Source organism: Streptomyces sp. NPDC050509 (assembly GCF_044457965.1).
In the GTDB taxonomy this organism is placed as follows: domain Bacteria; phylum Actinomycetota; class Actinomycetes; order Streptomycetales; family Streptomycetaceae; genus Streptomyces.
The window spans coordinates 243309-256730 of sequence record NZ_JBITHL010000010.1 but is presented as its reverse complement, the minus strand read 5'-3'; the positions used below and the strand labels follow the sequence as shown (position 1 = coordinate 256730).

The 13422-nt window shown below is 68.9% G+C and carries 13 protein-coding genes; 11 read left to right on the top strand and 2 right to left on the bottom strand.

Annotated elements, in window-relative coordinates; genetic code table 11:
* Positions 1–375: 375 nt before the first annotated feature.
* The 5 genes from ACIBJC_RS28380 (at position 376) to ACIBJC_RS28360 (ending at position 6854) form a co-directional block, all read left to right on the top strand.
* Positions 376–1773, top strand: coding sequence for an aspartate aminotransferase family protein (locus tag ACIBJC_RS28380; RefSeq protein WP_399297188.1), 1398 nt, complete (start codon positions 376–378; stop codon positions 1771–1773).
* Between the two features lie 220 nt (positions 1774–1993).
* A complete protein-coding gene (locus ACIBJC_RS28375) occupies positions 1994–2686 on the top strand; it encodes a GntR family transcriptional regulator (protein WP_399297186.1) in 693 nt (230 codons plus the stop codon).
* Complete coding sequence (locus tag ACIBJC_RS28370; RefSeq protein ID WP_399297184.1) at positions 2683–5394, top strand: dolichyl-phosphate beta-glucosyltransferase; 2712 nt, start codon at positions 2683–2685, stop codon at positions 5392–5394. The genes ACIBJC_RS28375 and ACIBJC_RS28370 overlap by 4 nt, the downstream gene beginning before the upstream one ends.
* Positions 5395–5643: 249 nt before the next feature.
* Positions 5644–6294: a hypothetical protein gene (locus tag ACIBJC_RS28365; RefSeq protein ID WP_384915734.1), complete on the top strand. Its 651-nt coding sequence runs from the start codon at positions 5644–5646 to the stop codon at positions 6292–6294.
* A 155-nt stretch (positions 6295–6449) separates the two neighbouring features.
* Positions 6450–6854 carry a DUF488 domain-containing protein gene (locus ACIBJC_RS28360; RefSeq protein ID WP_399297182.1) on the top strand — a complete coding sequence of 135 codons (405 nt, stop codon included), beginning with the start codon at positions 6450–6452 and terminating at the stop codon, positions 6852–6854.
* 108 nt (positions 6855–6962) lie between these two features.
* Here ACIBJC_RS28360 and ACIBJC_RS28355 read toward each other — a convergent pair whose 3' ends face one another.
* Positions 6963–7778: an SLATT domain-containing protein gene (locus ACIBJC_RS28355; RefSeq protein WP_329824156.1), complete on the bottom strand. Its 816-nt coding sequence runs from the start codon at positions 7776–7778 to the stop codon at positions 6963–6965.
* 354 nt (positions 7779–8132) lie between these two features.
* Between ACIBJC_RS28355 and ACIBJC_RS28350 the strand changes: the two genes are divergently transcribed.
* The 4 genes from ACIBJC_RS28350 to ACIBJC_RS28335 all read left to right on the top strand — a co-directional run bounded on the left by ACIBJC_RS28350 (position 8133) and on the right by ACIBJC_RS28335 (position 10369).
* Positions 8133–8468: a YbaB/EbfC family nucleoid-associated protein gene (locus ACIBJC_RS28350; RefSeq protein WP_329824387.1), complete on the top strand. Its 336-nt coding sequence runs from the start codon at positions 8133–8135 to the stop codon at positions 8466–8468.
* A gap of 89 nt (positions 8469–8557) precedes the next feature.
* Positions 8558–9157: a recombination mediator RecR gene (recR, locus tag ACIBJC_RS28345; RefSeq protein WP_399297179.1), complete on the top strand. Its 600-nt coding sequence runs from the start codon at positions 8558–8560 to the stop codon at positions 9155–9157.
* Positions 9150–9818, top strand: a complete 669-nt coding sequence (locus tag ACIBJC_RS28340) for a DUF5063 domain-containing protein (protein ID WP_399297177.1) — start codon at positions 9150–9152, stop codon at positions 9816–9818. The genes recR and ACIBJC_RS28340 overlap by 8 nt, the downstream gene beginning before the upstream one ends.
* 95 nt (positions 9819–9913) lie before the next feature.
* Positions 9914–10369: a hypothetical protein gene (locus ACIBJC_RS28335; RefSeq protein ID WP_399297175.1), complete on the top strand. Its 456-nt coding sequence runs from the start codon at positions 9914–9916 to the stop codon at positions 10367–10369.
* A gap of 441 nt (positions 10370–10810) precedes the next feature.
* On the opposite strand, the gene ACIBJC_RS28330 is transcribed toward ACIBJC_RS28335, so the two are convergent.
* Positions 10811–11227 carry a hypothetical protein gene (locus ACIBJC_RS28330; protein ID WP_399297173.1) on the bottom strand — a complete coding sequence of 139 codons (417 nt, stop codon included), beginning with the start codon at positions 11225–11227 and terminating at the stop codon, positions 10811–10813.
* 672 nt (positions 11228–11899) lie between these two features.
* On the opposite strand from ACIBJC_RS28330, the gene ACIBJC_RS28325 reads away from it, so the two are divergent.
* Positions 11900–12580: a transposase gene (locus ACIBJC_RS28325; RefSeq protein ID WP_399297171.1), complete on the top strand. Its 681-nt coding sequence runs from the start codon at positions 11900–11902 to the stop codon at positions 12578–12580.
* Positions 12581–12852: 272 nt separating this feature from the next.
* Entirely contained in the window at positions 12853–13263 is a 411-nt protein-coding gene (locus ACIBJC_RS28320) for a hypothetical protein (RefSeq protein ID WP_399297169.1), read from the top strand.
* The last annotated feature ends 159 nt before the right edge of the window (positions 13264–13422 follow it).

Below are 13422 nucleotides of genomic sequence, written 5' to 3'. Positions count from 1 at the left end.
CGGCCCCTCCCCATACCCCGTGCCCATACCCGGTTGGCACCCATTGTCGGGTGCCACCCATTGTCGGTGTCGCGCCCGGATCATCTCGCATCGAGGGAAACGGATCGAGAGAGGGGAGTGAAGGGGGAAGAGGCGGAGGGAAGGGAAGGGATGCATCGAGAGGAGGGGAAGAGGAGGAGAAGAGGAGGGGAAGAGGAGGAGAAGGGGAGGGGAAGAGGAGGGGAGAGGAGGGGAGGAGGAGAAGGGGAGAGGAAGAGGAGGAGGGAGGGGATCGGGGGCGCGCGGCAGGAACCCGCCGCCGTGCCGATCGGCGGCGATCCCGTCCGTACACCCGGGCCTTGTCCGTTCCTTCCCGTACGTCCCTACGCTGGTGCCATGACCGCACACGCCGCCCCGCACCCCACCTCGTACGAAGACCCGCACGCCGCGGCCCCGCACATCGGCGCCGCCGTGAAGGCCGCCGACCGCGCGCACGTGTTCCACTCCTGGTCCGCGCAGGACCTGATCGACCCCCTCGCCGTCGCCGGGGCCGAGGGGTCCTACTTCTGGGACTACGACGGCAACCGTTACCTCGACTTCACCAGCGGTCTCGTCTTCACCAACATCGGCTATCAGCACCCCACCGTCGTCGCCGCGATCCAGGAGCAGGCCGGCCGCCTCACCACCTTCGCGCCAGCCTTCGCCGTGGACGTACGCTCCGAGGCCGCGCGCCTCATCGCCGAGCGCACACCCGGCGACCTCGACAAGATCTTCTTCACGAACGGCGGCGCCGAGGCCGTCGAGAACGCCATCCGGATGGCCCGCCTCCACACCGGCCGCCCCAAGGTGCTCTCCGCGTACCGCTCGTACCACGGTGGCACCTCCACCGCGATCAACCTGACCGGCGACCCGCGCCGCTGGGCCTCCGACAGCGGCACGGCAGGCGTCGTCCACTTCCACGGTCCTTTCCTCTACCGCTCCGCCTTCTACTCCTCCGACGAGGCCGAGGAGTGCGCCCGCGCGCTGGAGCACCTGGAGGCGACCCTCGCCTTCGAGGGCCCGGCGACGATCGCGGCGATCATCCTGGAGACCGTCCCGGGCACGGCGGGCGTCATGACGCCGCCGCCCGGCTATCTCGCGGGCGTACGGGAGATCTGCGACCGGCACGGGATCGTGTTCGTGCTGGACGAGGTGATGGCCGGATTCGGCCGTACGGGCAAGTGGTTCGCCGCCGAGCACCATGACGTCGTCCCCGACCTGCTGACCTTCGCCAAGGGCGTCAACTCGGGGTACGTACCGCTTGGCGGCGTCGCCATCTCCGCCGCCGTCGCGGAGACCTTCGCCACCCGCCCCTACCCCGGCGGGCTCACCTACTCCGGCCATCCGCTGGCCTGCGCCGCCGCCGTCGCGACGATCCAGGTCATGGCGGAGGAGAAGATCGTGGAGCACGCGGCGCACATCGGCGAGACGGTCCTCGGCCCCGGCCTGCGCGACCTGGCGGCGCGCCACCCCTCGGTGGGCGAGGTGCGGGGGACGGGTGTCTTCTGGGCGCTCGACCTCGTACGGGACCGGGAGACGCGCGAGCCGCTGGTGCCGTACAACGCGTCGGGCGAGGCGAACGCGCCGATGGCCGCCTTCGCCGCCGCGTGCAAGAAGGGCGGCCTGTGGCCCTTCGTGAACATGAACCGTACGCACGCGGTGCCGGCCTGCAACGTCTCCGAGGCGGAGGCGAAGGAGGGGCTGGCCATTCTGGACGCGGCGCTGTCCGTGGCGGACGAGCACACGGCGGCGTAGCGCGGGACCTGGGCGTAGCGCGGGACCTGCGCGTTGTACGGGACCCGCGCGCTCGTGGGCTCACGGGCTTCCGGAGTCGTGGGCCCCCGGAGTCGCGGAATCCGGACAGGGGCCGGGGCCGAATCCGGCCGCGGGCCTGGTCAGGCCCGCCCCCGCGACGCCGCCCCCCGATTGCCGGTCGGTCTAAGGTGTCGGAAGCCGGATGAGGGGACGGAAAACCATGCCCGCCAGCGGAGCTGTCACCCGCAATACCTTGCGGCAGCAGATCGCGGACGCGCTGCGTGACGAGGTGCTCGCGGGGCGTTTACTGCCGGGGCAGGAATTCACTGTCAAGCAGATCGCCGAGCAGTACGGGGTCTCCGCGACCCCGGTCAGAGAGGCGCTGGTCGACCTCTCCGCGCAGGATCTGCTCGACTCCGACCAGCACCGGGGCTTCCGGGTCCACCAGTTCTCCGTGGCGGACTTCCGCGGCATGGCCGAGGCACGCGCGCTGATCGCCGACGCGGTCTTCCGAGAGCTGGGCGATGGGCATCTCGCCGCCAGGGCGCAGGGCACCGCGCTCGTCTCCGTACGGCGCCGGGCCGAGGAGGCCGCGCGCGCGGCCGGCGCCGGTGACCTGAACATCCTCATCGGCTACGACCTGCGGTTCTGGCGCGAGCTGTGTGCCCTGGTCGCCAACCGTTACGTCGCGGAGTTCCTGCACCGGCTGCGTGTGCAGGCGTGGGTGTTCTCCGTACCCTTCCTGCGGGCGGAAGGCGGGGCGAAGGCCTGCGCCCTGTGGCTCTGGAACGGCTACGAGCCGCTGGTCGACGCCCTGACCCTCGGCGACGCGGTGGCGGTGCGGACCGTCATCGGTGACTACGACGCCCACTCCCTGAAGTGGGCGGACCGGCTGGAGCGCCCGCAGAAATGACGACGGAAGAAACCCCCGGAACGGACGCGGACACGGACGCGAGCGCGGATACGGACGCGAGCGCGAGCACAGACGCGAGCGCGGACATCACGGGTATCGCGGGTATCGCGGGTATCGCCGACGTAGGCGCGGGTGCGGGCGGCCTCGTGGACCTGACCGTCGTCGTCCCCGCGTACAACGAGGAGCGCCGTCTGCGCCCCACCCTCGACGCCATCCGCGACCACCTGCGCGCGGACCCCGACCGCTGGGGCGAGTGGGAGCTGATCGTCGTGGACGACGGCTCCACCGACCGTACGGCCGAGGTCGCCGCCGAGGCCGCCGCCGGTGAGCCGCGCATCCAACTCGTCAGGAGCGACGGCAACCACGGCAAGGGCCACGCCCTGCGGCAGGGTGTGCTCGCCTCGTACGGCCGGCGCGTCCTCGTGACCGACGCGGACCTCGCGACCCCGATCTCCGAACTCGACCAGCTCGACGAGCAGCTCTCGGCGGACGGGGGCGGCGGCGCGGCGATCGGCTCGCGCGCCCATCCCGACGCGCGCATAGAGGTACGGCAGCTCGCGGTGCGCGAGTGGCTGGGCCGGCTCGGCAACCGGCTCATACAGCGCGTCGCGGTCGACGGCATCAGCGACACCCAGTGCGGCTTCAAGCTCTTCGACGGCGAGCGGGCGCGCGCCGCCTTCGCCGCCTCGCGGCTGGACGGCTGGGGCATAGACGTCGAGATACTGCGCTTCTTCCGGCGCTCCGGGTGGCCGGTGACGGAGGTGCCGGTGCGCTGGTCGCACCAGCCGGGCTCGAAGGTACGGCCGCTGGACTACGGCAGGGTGCTGCTGGAGCTGACCCGGCTGCGGACCTCCCGCCCGAAGGATGAAGGCGGCGATCCGGGCGGCATCCAGGGCGCCGTCCGCCGCTGGGGGCGCAGGCACCGTACGGACCTGGCCGTCGCCGGACTCTTCGTCCTCGCCTCCTTCTTCCTCTACAAGGGGCTGTGGGCGGACCTCGACCGCGGGTACCTCGCCGACGCGGGGTCCGACCAGAACCAGTGGGAGTGGTTCTTCGCGGTCACCGCGGACAACGTCGTGCATCTGCGCAATCCGCTCTTCACCACGATCCAGAACTTCCCCGACGGCGTGAACCTGATGGCGAACACCGTCATGCTCGGGCTCTCCGTACCGCTCACGCCCGTCACGCTCACCCTCGGCCCGGTCGTCACCTGGGCGCTCGTCCTGACGCTCGGGCTGGCCGGCACGGCGTTCGCCTGGTACTGGCTGTTCGCGCGGTGGCTCACCGCGAACCGTCGGGCGGCGGCGCTCGGCGGTTCGCTCGCCGCCTTCGGGCCGCCGATGATCTCGCACGCCAACGCGCACCCGAACTTCCTCGTGCTGTTCATGATCCCGGTGATCATCGACCGGGCGCTGCGCCTGTGCGCACCGGCCGGGAAGGACGGTAACGGGAAGGACGGTAACGGGAAGGACGCCAGACCGAGGACCGTACGGGACGGGGTCCTGCTGGGCCTCTTCGCGACGTACCAGATCTTCCTGGGCGAGGAGCCGCTGCTGCTCGCCGTGATGGGCACGCTGCTCTTCGCGCTCTCGTACGCCGTCGTACGCCGCGATGTCGCGCGGGCGGCCCTGGGCCCCCTGCTGCGCGGGGTCGGAGTGGCGCTGGGCGTCTGTCTGCCGCTGGTGGCGTTCCCGCTGTACTGGCAGTTCCTCGGCCCGCAGAGCTACCACAGCGTGCTGCACGGCGACAGCGCGGGCAACAGCCCGCTCTCCTTCCTGGAGTTCTCCGGGCGGGCGCTCTTCGGCGACGAGGCGACGGCCGACGCCCTGGCGATGAACCGCACCGAGCAGAACGCCTTCTACGGCTGGCCGCTGATCTCCCTCACGCTGGGGATCGTGGTGTGGCTGTGGCGGCTCTCGGTGGTCAGGGCGCTGGCGTTCACGGCGGTGGCGGCGGCGGTGCTGTCGCTGGGGCAGAAGATCCGTATCCCCTACACCGATGTGGTGCTGCCGGGCCCGTGGCGGGCGCTGGCGCACCAGCCGCTCTTCGAGTCGGTCATCGAGTCACGGGTGGCGATGATCTGCGCGCCGGCGCTGGGCGCGCTGGTGGCCCTGGCGGTGGCGAACCTGGCGGACGCCCGGGACGTACGGGACGCAGGAGTCGTACGGAACGTGCGGCAGGAGCGGGTCCACCGTCTCATCGGCTTGGCGGTGGTGGCGGTGGCCCTGCTCCCGATCGTGCCGACGCCGCTGCCGGTACGGGAGCGCCCCGACATCCCGGAGTTCTTCACGGAGAAGATGTACCGCGCGTACGTCACCGAGGGGGAGTCCGTGGTCCCCGTACCGGTCCCGGACCCGGGCAACGCCGAGGCGCTGCGCTGGCAGTCCGCGACCAGGTTCGGATTCTCCGTGCCGGGCGGCTACTTCAACGGGCCCTGGGGCGAGAACCGTATGGGCATCTACGGCGCCCCCGCCCGCTACACCTCCTCCATGCTGCGTGACGTCCGCTACAGCGGCCAGGCCCAGGAGATCGACGACCGGTGGCGCGCGCAGGCCCGCTTCGATCTGGACTTCTGGAAGGGCGGCGTGGTGGTGCTGACGCCGCAGCCCAACGACGCGGCGCTCTACGAGACGCTGGAGAAGCTGTTCCAGCGGCCGGGGAAGCGGATCGGCGGGGTCTGGATCTGGGACCTTCCGGCCAGAAGGTGACCGGCCCCGGTTCCTGGGTACCGATCGATACCGGATGATCGATACCGGATGATGGGGACGCGATGATGCGGGGCCGACGGGCCCTGGAGGTACGGGAGGAGGCCGCCGGGCCGCCGGTGGCTATCGGCCCGGCGACGGCTCGCCGGGCCGATGGGGGCCGCCGGGCCCCTTCGCCCGACGTGCCCGCCGCATTACGCTGTCCCGACCATCGCGCGCACGCGTACGAACCCGTTGGAGAGCGAGCCTCCCTTGGCCTGTGACCTGTGGTTGGTCCCCCTCGTCGATGTGCTGTGCCACAGCCCCGACAATCCCTTCGCCGAAGAGATCGCCGTGTACGACAAGGCGCTCGGCGAGGCCGGGCTGCCGTCCGTTCCCGTCTTCGCCTACATGCCGGGCCTCGCGGGCGATGTCGCCCCGGTCGCCGGTTTCGACTACGACGCGCTGCATTTCCTGCGGCGCGTGTACCTGCTCCAGCTCTGCGGCCTCGCGGTGACGCCGGTCGGTGAACTGGGCGGTGACTACGAGCAGTTGCTGGAGATGTTCGAGTCGACGGCTCAGCAGTCGCATCTCGTCTGGCACTACGACCACGCGGGCGCGTACGTCCCGGTGGACTTCGACCTCCCCCTCTCGAACGAGGAACTCCTCGCGGGCGGCGGCCCGTTGGGCTCGACGCAGGGTCTGTTGCGCGAGCTGGAGATCGTCGGCCCGGCGATCGGCATCGACCCGGCCAACCCCCCGTCGGCCCCGACCCCGCCGGACCGCCCCACGTCGCTGGAGGAACCGGCGGCCTCGATCCCGTACGACGACAGCCCGTTCGCCCGGGAGCGCCATGTGTGGCTGGGGCTGCACGCGGCGGCCACCAGGAGCCTGGGGCAAGGCTCCATGATCATCTTTAGCTGACGGTCGGACCGGTCCGACCGGGCTGACGGAGCGGATCCAGGAACCGATTCAGGGGCCGGCAAACCAGCCGGCCCCTGAATTGTCCCTTCTGTCGAGTTCTCGACATCCGGCGGACAGAAGTCGCAAGGGCACCTGCCCCCGGGCATGCTCGGAAGATGGAGCCGAAAGAGGAAGACACGTCGGCCGTGACCGGAGTGACGGTCCGGGTCAGGGTCAAGCGGGTGTACGAGGAGTGGGCCCCCGAGGACGGCACCCGCGTGCTGGTGGACCGGCTCTGGCCGCGCGGCCTCAGCAAGGAGGACGTACGGCTCGACGAATGGGCCAAGTCGGCCACCCCCTCGGCCGAACTGCGCGCCTGGTACCACGAGCGGATGGAGGAGCGGTACGAGGAGTTCCGCGCCCGCTACGAGGCCGAACTGACCGCGCCCGAGCCCGCGCAGGCCCTGCGGCGCCTCCGGGAGCTGGCCCGCTCCGGCCGCCCGCTCACCCTCCTGACGGCGGCGAAGAACCTGGGCCACACGCACGCGGACCTGCTGGCCGGCCTGGTGGCGGCCCCGTAACGCAGGGGCGGGCGCGGTGTCCCGGCGACCTTGAGGCGGGCGCGGCCCCGTAACCGCGAAGCGGGAGCGACCCCGTGCCCCATCGGGCCTACCAGGGCCTACCGGGGCCTACCGGGTCTCGGGCGGGCGCTGTCTGGGCATGTTCGGCCGGGCGCCCGGGGGCAGCGGGAAGCGGCCCAGGGGCGGGACGGGGCCCTCGCCGCGGGCTCCGCCCATCGGCATCGACTGCATCACCAGCGGCGCGGGCCCGGAGCGGAACTCGACCATCCAGTCCGCCGTCTCCGCCCGTACCAGCTCCGTCACGTCCTCCGTGAACCGCCGCAGCACCCCGAGGCATCGTTCCGCCGCCTCGCTGGCCGTGCCCTCCGTGGGGCCCAGCACCTCCCGCACGCACTCCGACGCCCAGTCGAACTGGAGCGTCTGCAACCGGCGCTGCACCGCCTGCGCCGTGGCCACCGCCCGCATCCACCCGGACGTCAGCCCGAAGTACCGGTCGCACCCCACGCACGCCGCGCCCAGCAGCAGCGAGAAGTACCCCCATCCCGCCGCCCCCGCCAGCGCGCCCGTCAGATCCACCAGCGGCAGCGTCGCGCCCGCCGTCACCCCGAGCGCGGTGGCGGCGCGCAGGACGCGGGCGAAGCGGCGCTTGCGCACCCGGTCGGAGAGGTACCAGTCGACCGTACGCAGCGCGCCCGTCTCGACCCAGCGGTACAGCTCGTCGAGGCGTTCGGCCGGCTCGCCCCAGTCGCCCTGGGGGAAGGGCCCGCTGATCAGATCGCCGTACGGCGGGCCGCTTCCGGTGTCGGTGTCGGCGAGGGACTCCGCGGGGCCCGGACCCGTACCCCCGCCGGTGCTCGCGTCCGCACCGGGTGAGGCGCCCTCCTCCCGGGCGGGGCCTCCGGGCTGCATCTCCGGCTGGCTCACCGAGGCACTCCTCTACGGTCTGCTGTGACACTGGGTGACGCGCATCACTCGCGGCGATGGGACCGCGCACGTAGGTGCACGCCCGTACGCGCCCGTATGCGCACGTGTGTGCGAGGTGAATACGAGGCGAACAGGACGATCCGCGCATGATGATGTGCTCGCAATTCCTACCGCCAAATGGTGGGCGCCGCGGCCGAAATCCCGGCTTTTTCACCCGCGTCAGGGGTGTGAACAGGTAGAGGAGCCGAAGGTACTCACTCGAAAGAGTTGGTCCCGGTGGGGTGGGGCGCGGTACGCGGGGACCACGTAGGCTCGGCTTACAGGTACATCGTCGTCGAAATGCCAGGAGTGACCGTGATTCCCGGTGGTGGTCAGCCCAACATGCAAGAGCTGCTCCAGCAGGCCCAGAAGATGCAGCAGGACCTCGCGCGTGCGCAGGAGGAGCTGGCGGCGACCCTGGTCGAAGGCCAGGCGGGCGGGGGCCTGGTGAAGGCCACCGTCAACGGCTCCGGTGAGCTGCGCGGCCTCGTCATCGACCCGAAGGCGGTGGACCCGGAGGACACCGAGACGCTGGCGGATCTGGTCGTCGCGGCGGTCCACGCGGCGAACGACAACGCGCAGCAGCTCCAGCAGGACAAGCTGGGCCCGCTGGCCCAGGGCCTCGGCGGTATGCCGGGCCTGCCCTTCTAAGACTCGCCGGTACCAACTAGCGTACGTAGTCGACGTACCCAACGTACTCACGTGGACACGTACGCGTTTGTGGCAGGAAAGGCAATCCGTTGTACGAAGGCGTGGTTCAGGAGCTCATCGACGAACTGGGCAGGCTGCCCGGCGTCGGTCCCAAGAGCGCGCAGCGGATCGCCTTCCATGTCCTCCAGGCGGAGCCGACGGACGTCCGCCGCCTCGCGCACGCGCTGCTGGAAGTCAAGGACAAGGTGCGGTTCTGCGCGGTGTGCGGCAACGTCGCCCAGGAGGAGCGCTGCGGGATCTGCCGCGACGCCCGCCGGGACGTGACGGTGATCTGCGTGGTGGAGGAGCCGAAGGACGTCGTCGCGATCGAGCGCACCCGCGAGTTCCGCGGGAAGTACCACGTGCTCGGTGGCGCGATCAGCCCCATCGAGGGGGTCGGCCCCGACGATCTGCGCATCCGTGAACTGCTGACCCGCCTCGCCGACGGGACGGTCACCGAGCTGATCCTGGCGACCGACCCCAACCTGGAGGGTGAGGCCACGGCGACGTACCTCGCCCGCATGATCAAGCCGATGGGCCTCAGGGTCACACGTCTGGCCAGCGGTCTGCCCGTCGGGGGCGACCTGGAATATGCCGACGAGGTCACGCTCGGGCGTGCCTTCGAGGGGAGACGACTTCTCGATGTCTGACGCAACGCTGCACGCCGTCAACCAGGATCCGGACGACTTCGCGGTCCAGATCGCCGACCAGATCGAGAGCTTCATCGTCGCCGTCACGGAAGTGGCGAAGGGCGACGAGCCGGACAGCGCCGTACCCTTCCTGCTGCTGGAGTTCTCGCAGCTCATGCTGGCCGGCGGCCGGCTGGGTGCGCACGAGGACATCCTCCCCGACGAGCGGTACGAACCGGATCTGGGCCCCGAGCCGGACGTGGACGACCTGCGCGAGCGCTTCGCCGTGATCCTGGAGCCGATCGACGTCTACTCCGAGGTCTTCGACCCGTACGAGCCGCGCAAGGCGCCGGTGGCGCACCGGATCTCCGACGACATCGCCGACGTGGTCACCGACCTCCGCCACGGACTGGCCCACTACCGCGCGGGCCGCACGACCGAGGCCCTCTGGTGGTGGCAGTTCTCGTACTTCTCCAACTGGGGCTCCACCGCCTCCGCCACCCTCCGCGCCCTCCAGTCCCTGGTCGCCCACGTCCGCCTGGACCAGCCGCTCCCGGCCCTGGACGGCCTCGACACGGACCAGGAACTCACGGAAGCCGCGGAGGAAGCCCTCGCGGAAGAGGCGGGCCGCGTCATGGTGGAGGAGATCGCGGGCCCGCTGGGACTCCGTACGGTCAGGTGACCGCGTTTGCACCCCGCCCCGCGATGCACCTAACGTCACCGTGACGTAACGCGGCGCGTTCATGGTCCGTGGGAGCGGGGAGCGGGGGCGGTCCTGTGCCGTACGCACAGAAGTGGCAGGAACTCTTCGAGCTGGCGGAACGCCCGCCGGTGCCGCCGCGCGCCGACGCACACCTGAAGCACACCACCGGCCCCTGGACAGCGGCCTCCGGCGCCGCCGCCACGCTCCGGACGAGCACGGAGAAGAGCCGCCGCCGTCTGCGTTCCGCGCACGCGGGCGTGGCACCCGGTGCCGTGGGCCTGGCCGCGGTGGCGGAGCTGGCGGGCGTCCTGGAGTCGTGGGAGGAGCGCCTGGCGGCGGTACGCGGCGAATGCGACCACCTGGCCGGGGCGCTGCTGGGGGTCGCCAGGGACATGGGCGGGACGGACGACGCGGTGCGGGCGTCCTTCGGTTCGGGGGATCGTGAGGGAATCGCCGCAGGTCGTCCCCTCCTGCGATGCGACCTCGGGATGCTCCCGGAGTTGGTCAAGGGCAGGCGGAATCAGCGATGATGCGTCGGCAGGCACGGTCTTCCACTCGAATCACGGGGCGTAGAGAACTCCATGATCTTGGAAACCGTGCCTGCACTGCTTCCCGCCCCCACAGAGCCGACAGGCCATCACGAACCGGGCGTTACACGACTACGCCGAAGCCCTGGGCGTCACGCGACTACGCCGAAGCCCTGATGGCAAGCCCAGAAGCATTCGCTGCCTGACGGGGTGTGGAATAGCCCTGTGGGCGGGGATCTGACGACTTGGCCAGGGCTGCCCTATGCGTTGCTCTTCCTGGAGTGGGAGGCGAGGTACCCGCTGGAGTGGACGCAGCATGCGAAGGTGTGGGGTACGAAGGAGACCCTGATCCGTAAGGTGGCCCGTGCTTGCCAGGAGGAGGCGATTAAGGCGAAGCATCTGACCAGGGACAACGCAGCGGCACCACGATCTATGGCTGCCGTATCAGTGGAAGAACAGGGCCACCCCGTTGACGTAGAACTGGATAGCGTCATCCCCATTTGCGTCGCTGAGACGGATCCCGCAAACCATAAAATTGGGGGGCGCAAATGAGAGTTCAGCCTTCATCTGACCCAGCGGGCGGTTGGTCAAATTCGCGCCGCTGATGAATGCGCCACTGAATGCCATCAGCGCAAAAACGACGCTATCACCGGGTTGAAGATCTATGGGCTTACGTTGAGACTGGGGGCCCCCGGGAAGGAGGTGGTCCGGGCCGCCGGGTGCGTCAAAGAAGAAATTGACGACTTGGAATCCCGTGAAGCCTGCATTGAGGCGACCCGTCGGGTCGCCCTCGCCGGGGATAAAGAGTCCCGGGGCGAGATGCTCGATAACTTTGGCGTCTGTCAATTTCTGAGTAGTCACTTCTCGCTCCGTTCACGTAATTTGCCGCATTAAGCGCATTCCCCAGTTCAGGATGCACTCCGAGGAGTTCCATGGATCGACCTTTGGTGGGGTGCTACTCACCTTGGAGCCCCGCACCCGCGCTGGCCAAGATGCGTCCATATTCGCCTGAATGAATCGGACAGCGGCTACACTCTCACTCCTCATCTGCCTCTCTCCACATTCGCACCGAAGTGGCATGTTCGCAAATTTTGAAGCGAGCTCGAATTGTTTGAACCTGAAATATTTGAGGGCTCTCGCGCTTGACGAATAAACTACTCGGGCTTTCCAGATATGGACGCGACCCGGTCTTTCGCAGGACCGGAGGATCCGAGGGCTCCGGGTAGGGCGGTACCGAGGTTGAACGCGTGAAAGCGGCCGATCATGACGATTCACGATCCCAGCGGTACGTCAACGACGGCGAGGGCGCGGCAGCCGTATACGGAGTTAGCCAAAGGCAGGCGGGATCAAAGATGCGGCGTCACCAAGCACAGTCTGCTAGTCGGATCGCGGGATGCCTCCATGATCTTGGAAGTCGCGCCTCTGGAAAGGCACGACAGTTACGGCAGCCGTAGATCTGGTGTTCTCGCAGGTCAGGACGACCGCGGGGCCCGGCTGTGGGGATGGGTGCGGCCACCGTGATCATGAAGCTTTGTGACGAGACATCAAGAGACGGTGGCCGCGGCGGCGAGGATAGCCGGGCAGGAGTGGGCGGGCGTCTTCGGGGCTGCGATGGGAGCCATCGCGGGCTGCTTCAAGCGGCGTGAACCCCGCCAGGCCGCAGCCGAGCTGACGTCGGGCCTGCTGATGGAGCTGGAGACCCGCAACTGCTGGACACTGGCCGAAGCCGCGGGTCACCGGAGTCCGGACCGGTTCCAGCACCTGCTGGCGCGGGCGAAGTTCGATCACGAGGCGGCCCGCAGGAAGATCGCCGAGCAGGTCGCCGTGCACCTTGCCGGAGAGGAGATCGTGCTGGTCGCGGACGAGACCGGCGACGAGAAGGCGTCCGAGTACGCGGTCGGGGCGGCCCACCAGTACTCCGGGGCGATCGGCGGCACGGCGAAGTACCAGGTCGCGGTGCACCTCGTAGCGGTGACCGCGAGGATGCGGGTGATGATCGACCGGAAGCTCTACCTGCCCCAGGGGTGGGCGGCCGACGACGAGCGCCGTGAACTCGCGCGTGTCCCTGACGAGTTGGAGTTCTCGACGAAGCCGGACCAGGCCGTCGCCATGGTGCGCGACGCCCTCGACGCCGGCGTCGGGGTCGACTGGTTCGCCGCGATCTACGGCTGCCGTAACAGTCCTCGCCCGAATAGTTGTTCGTCAAGCGCGTGAGCATTCGACTATTCCAGGTTCAAATAATTCGGGCTCGCTTCAAAATTTGCGAACATGCCACCTCGGTGCGAGTGTGGAGAGAGGCAGATGAGGAGTGAGAGCGTAGCCGCTGTCCGATTCATTCAGGCGATATACGAGCCGCTTAGGCAGCGTGGGAGCGGGACCCCAAGGTGCGCCGCGTCCTACCAAAGGTCGAACCCTGGAACTCCTCGAAGTGCATGCTGAACTGACGGATGCACTTAATTCCGCAAATTACGCGAACGGAGTCGGAAATGACTACTCAGAAATTGACAGACGCCAAAGTTATCGAGCCTCTCGCCCCGGGACTCTTTATCCCCGGCGAGGGCGACCCGACGGGTCGCCTCAATGCAGGCCTCAGGGGATTCCAAGTCGTCAATTTCGCCTTCGAAGGGCCCGCCCCAGGCGAGCGTCCGGGGGACGTCCGCTCTCAACGTAAGCCCATAGATCTTCAACCCGGCGATAGCGTCGTTTTTGCGCTGATGGCATTCAGTGGCGCATTCATCAGCGGCGCGAATTTGACCGAACGCCAGCTGGGTCAGATGATGGCTGTACTCTCATTTGCGCCCCCCAATCTGATGGTTTGCAGCATCCGTCTAACCGACATAAATTCGGATGACCCTATCCAGTTCTACGTCAACGGGGTGGCCCTGTTCTTCCACTGAAGCTGACAAGACCGCATGCCCACATTCCCCTGAGCATTCACCGGTCGTACAACCGCTCCGAAATCCTTGCCGCCATGAACGTTGCCCGCCTCGGCGGCCAAATGCTGGGCTTCTGATGTCCCACCCCCAACCAACAAGCACTACTGAACTTGATTGGGT

Coding starts and splice junctions, on each gene's coding strand:
- ACIBJC_RS28340 (WP_399297177.1), top strand. CDS start 9,150: ATGTCTGACGCAACGCTGCACGCCGTCAACCAGGATCCGGACGACTTC.
- ACIBJC_RS28375 (WP_399297186.1), top strand. CDS start 1,994: ATGCCCGCCAGCGGAGCTGTCACCCGCAATACCTTGCGGCAGCAGATC.
- ACIBJC_RS28370 (WP_399297184.1), top strand. CDS start 2,683: ATGACGACGGAAGAAACCCCCGGAACGGACGCGGACACGGACGCGAGC.
- ACIBJC_RS28380 (WP_399297188.1), top strand. CDS start 376: ATGACCGCACACGCCGCCCCGCACCCCACCTCGTACGAAGACCCGCAC.
- ACIBJC_RS28320 (WP_399297169.1), top strand. CDS start 12,853: ATGACTACTCAGAAATTGACAGACGCCAAAGTTATCGAGCCTCTCGCC.
- ACIBJC_RS28360 (WP_399297182.1), top strand. CDS start 6,450: ATGGAGCCGAAAGAGGAAGACACGTCGGCCGTGACCGGAGTGACGGTC.